General features: G+C 66.6%; 9 protein-coding genes. 6 read left to right on the top strand and 3 right to left on the bottom strand.

The genetic code is table 11. From position 1 onward, the window contains the following. The first annotated feature begins 198 nt into the window (after positions 1–198). The 3 genes from MKW15_RS17310 to MKW15_RS17320 are packed head-to-tail and all read left to right on the top strand — an operon-like array spanning position 199 to position 3,135. A complete protein-coding gene (locus MKW15_RS17310; protein WP_240860348.1) occupies positions 199–447 on the top strand; it encodes a FeoA family protein in 249 nt (82 codons plus the stop codon). Next, a complete protein-coding gene (gene feoB / locus MKW15_RS17315; RefSeq protein ID WP_240860349.1) occupies positions 444–2,495 on the top strand; it encodes a ferrous iron transporter B in 2,052 nt (683 codons plus the stop codon). The genes MKW15_RS17310 and feoB overlap by 4 nt, the downstream gene beginning before the upstream one ends. 7 nt (positions 2,496–2,502) lie before the next feature. After that, positions 2,503–3,135 (top strand): NifU family protein, encoded by a 633-nt coding sequence (locus tag MKW15_RS17320; RefSeq protein ID WP_240860350.1) that lies wholly within the window; start codon positions 2,503–2,505, stop codon positions 3,133–3,135. Positions 3,136–3,145: 10 nt separating this feature from the next. Here the strand turns inward: MKW15_RS17320 and MKW15_RS17325 are convergent, their stop codons facing one another. Both MKW15_RS17325 and MKW15_RS17330 read right to left on the bottom strand, forming a co-directional pair. Then, the gene (locus MKW15_RS17325; RefSeq protein ID WP_240860351.1) at positions 3,146–4,081 is read right to left on the bottom strand and encodes a glycine betaine ABC transporter substrate-binding protein; all 936 of its coding nucleotides are present in this window, start codon (positions 4,079–4,081) and stop codon (positions 3,146–3,148) included. Between the two features lie 31 nt (positions 4,082–4,112). Then, entirely contained in the window at positions 4,113–4,733 is a 621-nt protein-coding gene (locus MKW15_RS17330) for a MarC family protein (RefSeq protein WP_240860352.1), read from the bottom strand. A gap of 95 nt (positions 4,734–4,828) precedes the next feature. Between MKW15_RS17330 and MKW15_RS17335 the strand changes: the two genes are divergently transcribed. Continuing rightward, the gene (locus tag MKW15_RS17335; protein ID WP_240860371.1) at positions 4,829–5,914 is read left to right on the top strand and encodes a magnesium and cobalt transport protein CorA; all 1,086 of its coding nucleotides are present in this window, start codon (positions 4,829–4,831) and stop codon (positions 5,912–5,914) included. Here the strand turns inward: MKW15_RS17335 and MKW15_RS17340 are convergent, their stop codons facing one another. After that, complete coding sequence (locus tag MKW15_RS17340; RefSeq protein ID WP_240860354.1) at positions 5,915–6,490, bottom strand: suppressor of fused domain protein; 576 nt, start codon at positions 6,488–6,490, stop codon at positions 5,915–5,917. 24 nt (positions 6,491–6,514) lie between these two features. Here MKW15_RS17340 and MKW15_RS17345 point away from each other — a divergent pair, with 24 nt between their 5' ends. Together MKW15_RS17345 and MKW15_RS17350 are read left to right on the top strand one after the other, a co-directional pair. After that, complete coding sequence (locus MKW15_RS17345) at positions 6,515–7,207, top strand: metallophosphoesterase family protein (protein ID WP_240860356.1); 693 nt, start codon at positions 6,515–6,517, stop codon at positions 7,205–7,207. Continuing rightward, positions 7,197–8,054 carry a chromosome partitioning protein ParB gene (locus MKW15_RS17350; protein ID WP_240860358.1) on the top strand — a complete coding sequence of 286 codons (858 nt, stop codon included), beginning with the start codon at positions 7,197–7,199 and terminating at the stop codon, positions 8,052–8,054. The genes MKW15_RS17345 and MKW15_RS17350 overlap by 11 nt, the downstream gene beginning before the upstream one ends. The last annotated feature ends 124 nt before the right edge of the window (positions 8,055–8,178 follow it).

The raw sequence follows: 8,178 nt of genomic DNA on the forward strand, positions 1-8,178 counted from the left end.
TGCCCAAAACCCAAGTCACACAGGGCCGCTCGCGCAAGGCGCAGGCGGCCCTGTGTCGTGTTCGCCACCGGTGACATTCGGCCCGTTCGGCTCCGGGGCTAAAGACCCAAAGACTCGCTGTTGCGACCAGAACCGCCCTACCCGCGCGTAAAGTAAATCGAGTTAGGGTCGATTTACCTCGAAAGGCGGCCTGCGACGATGGCAGCCAGCACGATGCCGATGGCCAGACTCAACGTCGGTCAGAGCGCCCGGATACACGGATTCAGCGAGTCCTGCCCACCGGAGATACGTCACCGGCTCGCCAGCCTCGGCTTCATCCACGGCACCACCGTGTGCCGCATGCGCCGCGCACCGCTCGGCGATCCCAGCGTCTATCGGGTGATGGACTACGAGATCTGTTTCCGCCGACACGAAGCCGACTTCATCGAATGCGATGTGGCGTCATGAGCGACTGCCACGATCCCGGCGGCGGGCACCACCACGAACACGGTGGCGGCGGCCAGAAGCCGCTGGCGGATGCACCGTCGGTCGCGCTGATCGGCAGCCCCAACGCCGGCAAGACGTCGGTGTTCAACGGACTCACGGGGCTACGCCAGAAGACGGGCAACTACCCGGGTGTCACCGTGACACGATCGATCGGGCGGGCGAAGGTCCCGGCCATGGCCGGTGCCGGAGCCGCCAAACCGATCGAGATCAATCTCGAAGACCTCCCGGGCACCTACAGCCTCCAGCCCATCTCACCCGACGAGCAGGTCGTCGCCGACCTGCTCGACGGAAAGATATCGGGCGCCGACAGGCCCGACGCCGCGTTGATCGTCGTCGACTCGACGGTGCTCCAACGGTCACTCGGACTTGTCGCAGAGGCGATGAACCTCGGCATCCCCATCGCGATCGTGCTCACCATGACCGACGAAATGGCCGCTCGCGGAGGCAAGGCCGACCCCGAGGGACTCGAGGAAGCGCTCGGCGTCCCGGTGCGGGCCGTCATCGGGACTCGCAAGTCGACCCTCGAGTCTGTCCGGACCCTGCTCGGCGCGCCGGAGTCGTGGAGCAGGCCTGCCGTCGCGCCGCCAACGGTCGCCGACGGCCAAGAACACGAGGACTGGGTGGCGTCGGTCCTGCAACTGGCTGGCTACAAAGCACCCCGCTCGCACTCCATCACCAACGCCGTCGACCGTGTCCTGCTGCACCCCGTGGTCGGCACGTTGGTCTTCCTCGGCATCATGTTCGGCTTCTTTCAGGTGGTCTTCACGGTCGCGGCGCCACTACAGGACCTGGTCGAGTCGTTCTTCGGGTGGCTCGGAGGCCTGGTCACCGAGTACGTGACGTGGCCGATCCTCGCGGACTTCCTGTCCACCGCGGTCATCGGCGGCGTCGGCGGTGTGCTCGTGTTCGTGCCGCAGATCGTGCTGATGTTCCTGCTCATCGCCCTGATGGAGAACGTCGGCTACATGTCCCGCGCCGCGTTCGTCACCGACCGCGCGATGAGCGGTGCCGGGCTCGAGGGTCGCGCCTTCGTCGCGATGCTGTCGTCGTTCGCATGTGCGGTCCCCGGCATCATGGCCACCCGCAGCATCCCGTCGTCGAAGGATCGCATCGCCACCACCATGGCGGCCCCGCTCGCCACCTGTTCGGCCCGCATCCCCGTGTACGTACTGCTGATCGGAATGCTGGTATCGCCCGACGCGAAGTTCGGTCCGTTCGGCATGCAGGGTGCGGTGATGTTCGGCCTGTATCTGCTCGGCGGGGTGTCGGCGATGACGGCGGCGGCGGTGTTCAAACGCACTCCGGCGCTGCGCAGCGGACTGATGCCCTTCTACATGGAGATGCCGCCGTACCGCATCCCGGCGGCCCGCACGGTCCTGATGATGGTGTGGGATTCGACTCGGATGTTCCTGCGCAAGGTCGGCAAGATCATCCTGCTCACGTCGATCGTGCTGTGGATTCTGCTGTCGCTGCCCGCCCGCACGGACGAAGCGGAGCAGATCAAGAACGACACCGTCGCCGTACAACTCCAGCAGGGTGCGACCCAGGAGGAAGCCGAAGCGGCCGGCGACGCGGAGTCGCGTTCGTATGTGATGGACAACAGCTTCGGTGCCGCCATCGGCAAGTTCGTCGAGCCCGTGTTTGCCCCACTGGGATTCGACTGGCGCATCGACATCGGCATCCTCGGCTCGTTCGCGGCGCGAGAGGTCGTCGTGTCGACTCTGGGCCAGATCGCTGCTGCTGAAGATCCCGACGACCCGACGTCGGCCCTGGAACAAATGACGTACACGGACGGCCCCAACAAGGGTGAGGTCGTGTTCTCACCGCCGACGATCGTGGCCATGCTGCTGTTCTTCGTCTACGCGCTGCAATGTATGTCGACGATCGGAGTGATGCGGCGCGAGACCAATTCGTGGCGATGGCCGATCATCGCGTGGGTCTACATGTTCGCCCTCGCGTGGGTGGCCGGTTACATCGGTCACACCATCACGGCCGCGGTGACCGGGTGATGCCGCCATGAGTCTCGTCCTCTTGCCGATGCCGGCCGACCCCGACGATCCCGCTCTCGTACGGTGGCGCGTCGGGCCGGGTCTGGTTCGCAAGACCGGCCAGGTCGACGCCGCGGACCTGCCCACTCCTCTCGCCGACCTCGCCGCCGAGGGCACCGTCGAGTCGGTGTGGGTGACACCCGGTGAAGTACGCACTCGTTTGGGCGCCGATCACACCGCAGCCGCGGATGGTCGGCGCATCCGCGGCGCACTGCACGAGATCCTCACCGCGCCCGGTGGATGGCCCGACGCACACGAAGCCATCGCCTCGGACGAACGCGAAGCGGTCCGCCAGGCCGCCGACGCGGAGGTCGCCGACGCCGTTCGCGCAGTTCTCGCCGGAAGCTTTGGCATGTACACCGCGTCACACGGCGGGGCCGTCGAATTGGTCGGCGTCGAGAACGGGGACGTGACGGTCCGTCTGACCGGCCACTGCCACGGGTGTGCCGCCGCCAACAACACGCTGCAGAGCAACCTGGCCGCACAATTGCTTCGCGTTCCCGGTTTCCGCTCACTGCACACGGTCGGCGACCACGAGACGCCCCAGCGCTCGCCGCGCACGTGGCTCTCGTTGCCGGGTGTCGGTCGTCGCGGCCGCTAGAGACGCACCACTACAGACCGTGATCGCCCAGCCAGGTGACCGCGATCTCGTGAGGGTCGTTCCCCCGTGCGACGCTCGCGGCCATCGCGGCGAGGTCGGCCGTGGTGATCTCGCCGGCAACCTTGTTGACGGTCTTCACGTCGTCGCGCGACAACGCCGTACTGCGGTAGACCGGCACGAGGGTCTGGGCACGTGGACCTGCTGCGACGACTGCGCTCACCGGTCCGCCATCGGAATCGGGTGTCGAAACCCGCAGAGCCTGAACGGAAGTCGCCGAACCGCGACGGTCACCGGACAATTCCAGGGGTGTGAGCACTCCTACCGCGGTCCCGGTGGCCACCCGATCCACGACGGCCGACGCGTCCGGCAGGGCTTGGACTGCCCCGAATCGGCATCCGGCGTCGGCAAATGAGCGGAGCACCGCGTCGTCGGGCGCACCGACAGTCACCACCGTCAGTCCCGCCGGTAGCCGTCCACAATCGGCGAGACCGGTCACCTGCGCAGGCTCGGCCAATCGAGTGGCGACCACCACCTGCGGCGATGCCGACACCGGCGTCGCGTCCCCCACCGAAACACCCTGCGGCAGAGCACGATTGACGTCGTTGTAGACGGCCTCGGCGGTCACCGCGGTCGTCTCGGGCGTGAGCACGCTCAGCAGTTGCCCGGTGAACGCCGGAAACAGGTCGACGTCGGTCTTCTGCATGGCCTCGAGCAACTCCGGGTCGTCGCCGACAATCATCTCGCGCGCAACCTCTGTGCCGGTGTTGCGCAAGGCTCCCGCATAGATTTCGGCCATGACGCGCATCGCGGGGCTCGACGACGAACCCACATGCAGTTCGGACGTCGACGGCGTGGTCGGCTGCGCACAGCCGCCGAGCAGCACGAGCACCGCCACAGCGGTCAGCCCCACCGCCGTCAGCCTTGTCTTCAGCACCCCGTTCACCACCGCTTCACCGTAGCGTGTGGCCTCCCAACGCTCAGACGCCCTCGGCGATGAACCCGGCGATCGAGTCGGCGATGAGTTGCACGGCGATCGCGGCCAGCAGCAGACCCGCGATCTTGGCCAGCAGAGTGATTCCGCCGACGCCCAGGATGCGGATGAGATAGGTCGAGTAGCGCAGCACCAGCATCACCACGATGTGCACGCTCACGATCGCCGCCGCTATGGCGAGGTAGCCGCCCGCATCGCCCGACACGGCGCTGACCCCGACGATCACCGCCGCGATCGCTCCCGGGCCGGCGAGCAGCGGAGTTCCCAACGGCACCAGGGCGACGTTCACGTCCTCGGAGGCCTGTGGTGATCCCGCATTTCCCAGCCCGGTGAGCAACTGGAGTGCAACCAGCAGCAACAACAGTCCGCCCGCCCCCTGCAACGCCGGGATCCCGATGTGGAGATAGGTCAGGATCGCCTTGCCGCCGACCGCGAACACGCTGATCACGAGCAAACTCACCAACGGCGCCTGCCACGCGGCCCGACGCCGGTACTCGGGCGAGCGGTGGCCGACGAGGCTGAGGAACAGTGGGATCTGGCCCGGCGGATCCATGATGACCAGCAGGGTGATCAGCGTCGTGGTGTAGACCGTGACGTCGAAGGACACGGACGGAATCTTACAAAGTCGCCGCCCATCGCGAAGCCCCGTCAGTGGTCGGGTCGGTGACCAACCACGCGAGTAGCATCCATCACGTGCCCTCGATGCCGAACCTCCGTCCGGGCGGACGCGGCTTTGTCTACCCGCGGCGGGACAAGCCGCCGCTGCCGCGCATCCCGGTGCCGGTGGCACGCGCGGTGGTGGACTGCGCGGTCTATGTCGACGGCATCCGACAGCCGGGGCGGATCGGTTACAAACAGGCGCTGGCCGAGGTCCGAGAGTCCGGACAAGGTTTTGTGTGGCTGGGGCTGCATGCTCCCGACGACGAACAAATGGCCGGTGTCGGTGAGGCCTTCGGTCTGCACGAGCTCGTCGTCGAAGATGCCGTGCACGCGCACCAGCGCCCCAAGTTGGAGATCTACGACAACACCCAGTTCATGGTGTTGCGCACGGTCAAGTACGTCGAGCACGAATCGATGGAACACGCCAGCGAGGTGGTGGAGACCGGCGAGATCATGATCTTCGCCGGACCCGACTTCGTCGTGACGGTCCGCCATGGCGCCCACACCCACCTGTCAGGCGTTCGACGCAAACTCGAGGCTCGCCCTGAGCGGCTGGCGCTCGGCCCCACCGCGGTCATGCACGCCATCGCCGACAAGGTGGTGGACAGCTACCTCGCGGTGACCGAGCGGATGGAGGTCGACGTCGTCGCCATCGAAGAGTCGGTCTTCGGCAGGCAGAAACGCTGGCTCAACATCGACCCGGTCTACCTGCTCAAACGCGAGGTCCTCGAACTGCGGCGCGCTGTCCAACCACTGTCGGTGCCGCTCGCCCGACTCACCGACACCAACAATCCGTTGATCCCCAAGGAGATCCGCCGTCATCTGCGCGACGTCGCGGACCACCTCACCACGGTCGTCGAGCGCGTCGTCGAGTACGACGAGGTGCTCACTTCACTGCTGGATGCCGCGGCCGCGAAAGTCGGCATCCAGCAGAACACGGACATGCGCAAGATCTCGGCGTGGGTCGCCATCGGAGCAGTGCCGACGATGGTCGCCGGTATCTACGGCATGAACTTCGCGCACATGCCCGAGCTGGGGTGGCGCTACGGCTACCCGGCCGTCGTGCTGTGCCTCGTCGTCGCCTGCACCACCCTGTTCTGGGTGTTCCGGCGCCACCACTGGCTCTGATCAGGGATTCGCCGACGACCGATCCGCGTGCGTCACGTCGATCCCCGCCTCCGTCCACGCCTCCCGCAATGCAGCAGCACCCTTGAGGCGTACCCACGCGGCCTCGTTCGCGGTGATCGGCACGGCACGCAGCAGGCGGATCGAGTCCATCGGTTCTGTGAGAGGGACTTCTCCCAGGTCGTCGTCGTCGAGGAGGAACGCGGTGCTCGTCGCCGTGTCCCACAGCGGTTCACCCAGGTCGACCAGCGCATCGGCAGCCAGGATCAGCCCTTCCACCGCGGGTGCGGCCGCCACCGTCGCCATCCGCTTGTGCAGCCCCGGCAACGAGGAGCCCGCTGCCATACGCACCACCAACTCGGCGCGCGGCCCGCGCACCGGGTCGGCGTGGAGGTCGGTGGGGTCCGACATCGGGTGGCGCGAGCAGCCGGACGTCACGTACACGACCTGCTCGGACGTGGAGAATCGGAGGACCTCGACGGGTTCGACACCGAGAAAGGTGACCGACGCGCGCTGCGGTTCGACACCGATGCGATCCCGGAGAAACCGGCCGAGGGTATCGGTAACGGACTCACTCACCTTGCACACACTAACGTGGGAACGGTGGTGCGAGTTCTGGCGGTGGCCGACGAGGTGGTGGAATCGCTGACCTTTGGCGTCGGACTCGACGCGAAACCCGACGTCATCCTCGGCGCCGGCGACCTCCCGTTCGACTACCTCGAGGTCCTCTCCGAGCTCTGTGATGCTCCGTGCGTCTTTGTGCCCGGCAATCACGATCGTGATCTGCACGGGTATCGCGAGGGTCGGGGCGGCTGGACGCGAGCCGGTCTTCCGACGTCGAACCCCGGACCCAACGGTGCCGTCAATGCCGACGGCCGGACGGTCACCGTCGGCGGTCTGCGCATCAGCGGGCTCGGCGGCAGCCGGCGCTACAACCCGGGGCCCAATCAGTACACCGACACCCAGCAGCGTCTTCGCGGCTGGCGTCTGCGCTGCACCGCGGCACTGACCCGGGGAGATGCCCGCCCCGACATCCTGCTCACGCACAGCCCGGCCCGTGGAGTCGGCGACGCCGACGACGCGTGCCATCGCGGGTTCGACTGTTTCCATCCGCTGATACGGTCACTGGACCCGACATTGTTGGTCCACGGTCACGTCCATCCGTACGGCCGATCACCACGCGACCGCATGGTCGGCGAGGCGACGATATCCATGAACGTGGTCGGCTACTGCGAGTTCGACATCGAGCCGGGCACGCGCGAGTTCGAGGTGGTGAGACGACGACATGGCGCGTGACACCGGGTTTCCCGACGCTGACGCCGAGAACGACTTCGCCCGTCTCCGCCGACAGGCCGAATTGTCCCGTCTCGCACACTGGTTCACCCGCGCTCCGGCCGACGTCAACACGATCCTGCCGTTCGACGAAGTCGTCGCCGCTCTCGGCCGTACCGGCGAGACCGCGTTGGGCCTGCAGGTGGTCGAGGTGTCCTCGATCGTCGGAAGTGTCGACCGCACCAGGGATTTCGACCGCTACTTCCGGCCCACGTCATCACGGATCCGGGAACGGTGGCAACGACTCGCAGCAGCCCAGCGACGGGGCGAGTCGGTTCCGCCGATCCAGCTCTATCGCATCGGATCGATGCACTTCGTCATCGACGGGCACCATCGCGTCTCCATCGCCTTCGCGCGACATTTCACCACGATCGACGCCTACGTCACCGAGATCCACACCCGAATCTCACCGGAGGGCATCAATGCGCCGTCCGACCTCGTGCTCAAAGACCATCGGCGGCTGTTCCTCTCACGGGTTCCACTCACCGGTGCCCAGGCCGACGCCATTCGGCTCTCCTACCCGTTCGACTACGCCGAGCTCGCCGAAAACGTTGAGGCGTGGGGTTTTCGGCGCAGCCAGGAGACCGGTGAGTACCTGGGCCGGGTCGACGCCGCGCGACGATGGTTCGGCGAAGAGTTCCTGCCGGTGGTGCGCATGGCACGCCGCGCCGAGATCCGTCCCGACCTCGAGAGCGACGCCGAACTGTACATGTGGGTCGCATGCGAGCGATACCGATTGGTGCGCAAGCACATCTGGGACGACGACATCTTTGACGAACTGCGGGACCACTCGCGACGGCGGCGGAGATAGCGCTGGAAGTCCCTCCCGCCGGCTGAAGTGCCAGGCAACCTGCGCCCACAAAAAGTAGGGGAAGAGACTTCTTCCCCTACCCTTGGTGTCTTCCCCCAGAAAAATCTCGCGGACGACTTCGAAC

Origin of the sequence: Gordonia gummivorans (assembly GCF_022513585.1) — a bacterium.
Classification (GTDB): domain Bacteria; phylum Actinomycetota; class Actinomycetes; order Mycobacteriales; family Mycobacteriaceae; genus Gordonia.